Annotated in this window: 3 protein-coding genes; all 3 read right to left on the bottom strand. The window is 29.9% G+C overall.

What is annotated here, in order from left to right; all coding sequences use genetic code 11:
- Window positions 1-263: 263 nt before the first annotated feature.
- Complete coding sequence (locus tag BJ095_RS18730) at window positions 264-653, bottom strand: contact-dependent growth inhibition system immunity protein (protein WP_107937876.1); 390 nt, start codon at window positions 651-653, stop codon at window positions 264-266.
- 163 nt (window positions 654-816) lie between these two features.
- Window positions 817-1,275, bottom strand: coding sequence for a GNAT family N-acetyltransferase (locus BJ095_RS18725; protein WP_306460166.1), 459 nt, complete (start codon window positions 1,273-1,275; stop codon window positions 817-819).
- Between the two features lie 256 nt (window positions 1,276-1,531).
- Window positions 1,532-2,047 carry a P-loop NTPase family protein gene (locus BJ095_RS18720; protein WP_107937877.1) on the bottom strand — a complete coding sequence of 172 codons (516 nt, stop codon included), beginning with the start codon at window positions 2,045-2,047 and terminating at the stop codon, window positions 1,532-1,534.
- Window positions 2,048-2,328 lie beyond the last annotated feature (281 nt).

Genomic DNA, 2,328 nt, shown 5'->3' with positions numbered 1-2,328 from the left:
CTACTACCAATTTAGTATAAAGGATAAGGGTTATTTTTGGCGAAAGTGTTCAATCTTATTTAGCGATATCTGTCCATTTTATTTTAGCGTTTACAATGAACCACAATCTTCCATTAAATACCTCGATTGTTAAATCTTATTAAGTTTTTAACATAAATAAACATATTTTTCTTACTTGGCTTTATTCAACAATCTGTCCCTTTAATTTAATTAGACGCATTCTTATTAAAGAATTGCGCCCGATTGTTGAAGATAATAAGACATCAAGAAGGTGATTCGTAATCCTCGAGAAGAGGTAAAACTGTATTTATTGTAATTTTTACAGTAGCTATGATTTCATTTAATTCAAATAACAAATCTTCATTTTGTTTCCAGAACTGCTTATCTACTCTTAATACATTCGTAAGTAGATCACCATTATAAAAATCCCCACTTACAAACGGATTCTCCATAAGAGTATCAAGTGCTAATGGAACAAGATATTTTAAGCCTATCTCTTGTCCAATCATTACTCTTAAATCCTCAACTGAATAATCTTTTAATTTCTTTTTCATTAATTCCTGACACTTTAATATTAAATTTGATTCAAAATCTGACGGTTTAAAGATTGTATCCTCTAACTCTTCTAATGATTTTTTTATATCAAAATTCAACAGTATAACCACCTTGAAATATAGTAATTACAAATTTTATACTTATCCTTTAAGTTTAAGTGTAATCCTATATATGTTTACTTTATTCCACAATCTGGCCCTATTCATGAATAAAGACTCTCTCCTTATTCAAAGAAAGCGCCCGATTGCTTATATAACCATATTAAATTTTCTTTTTAAAAGAAGTTAAAGATATTTGTTCTGTTACTCTTGTTTCACCTGATTTTGCAAATCCATTTTTCAAATAGAAGCTTACTGCGGGTTTATTCTTTGATCCAGTTGACACTATTATTGTTTCAAACCCTTCCTTATTACTCTCAATGAACCCCAATAACATCTTAGCAATGCCTTTTCTGAAATGTTCAGGATGCACCATTAACCGATGTATGTCAATTATCCCCTTCTCTGCTATTATAGAAATGACTCCGCATAATTCATCATTAATGTAATAGCCAAAGAAAGTCTCACTACATTTCTGCAACATTTCCACTGTTTCTTTTAATGGCGGTAAATCATAAAAGTCGATAATTTCTGCTTCTACTTTATATGAAAGCATTTGAATGTTTAAAACTTCTTCAGCAATCTTAGTGTTAGTAATATCAATTTCTTTAATCAAAACCATTCCTCATTTACTATTCCTATTTTTATTTTAAGCAGTTGATTAAATAAAACCTCTTTCAGCCTCATTCGAATTTCAACATATATATCCATTTATTTTAAAATCCTTATTCAACAACCTGGCCCTATTACAGAATAAGATACAATTCTAATTCAAGAATTGCGCCGGATTGTTGAATACGCCTGCTGCTCTTAAAATCCTCCTTCATAAATTTTAAAAAAGTGAATTTAAAACCAATATTATTAAGGGGTGGCGCCTTTTAATTGAAGTATTTCTTAATGCAATTTGCATTGTTAATAACTTTTATCTTATCTTTATGTATGCCATACTTGTTGAAAAAATTAACTTTACCAACGTCTTCAAAATAACGATTCCATCTAAACATTTTAAAAAAAATAACTAATGTTGGTGTGTAATTTGCTTTCTCTAATCGAAGTTTTTGTTTTAGAAACCTCTTTATAATTCGGTAAGTTCTTATTGAATATTTTGTATCTAAAAAGAAAATCAAATCTGCACTCTGAAAACAATTGCTTACCCAATCCTCATTGTGTATTCCTTCGATTATCCAACTGTCTGATTGTAATATACTGTTTAGATACTCCTCCCTTTCTTGTTCAGTTCTTCTTATATCCCCGGACTTATCCCTTATCCAAACTACATTATCTAATTCGTAATACGGTATATCTAACCTCGAGGATATTTCTTTTGCTAAAGTTGTTTTACCACTTCCAACAGAGCCAATAATATGTATTCTCTTATATATTGTCTTTTCCAAAAAAACACCAACTTCGTAATCATTTGTTTCTGGAAACAATTCGAGATTAGAGTTGGATTTACCTTTTATTATTTGAAGTAGTAACGCTAATTTATCTTCAAATTTTAGCCTAATAACTATCTGTGTTGCTCCACAATCTGGCCCATCATGAAGAAAGACCCTCTCCTTATTCGAGAAAAGCACCCGATTGTTTCTGTAATGCTTTAACATTTATAACGGTAATTTTAATAGACTACATGCTAGTAGGTAGCTTTTTTAATTAGGTTAATTAAGATATAATT

The sequence above is a fragment of the Ureibacillus chungkukjangi genome (assembly GCF_003217295.1).
Taxonomy (GTDB): Bacteria; Bacillota; Bacilli; order Bacillales_A; family Planococcaceae; genus Ureibacillus; species Ureibacillus chungkukjangi.
The sequence above is the reverse complement of the archived record's forward strand: the minus strand, read 5'-3'. Positions and strand labels throughout refer to the sequence as shown.

Excerpts from the sequence above, each read along its gene's own strand:
- BJ095_RS18725 (WP_306460166.1), bottom strand. The coding sequence starts at position 1,275 with ATGGTTTTGATTAAAGAAATTGATATTACTAACACTAAGATTGCTGAA.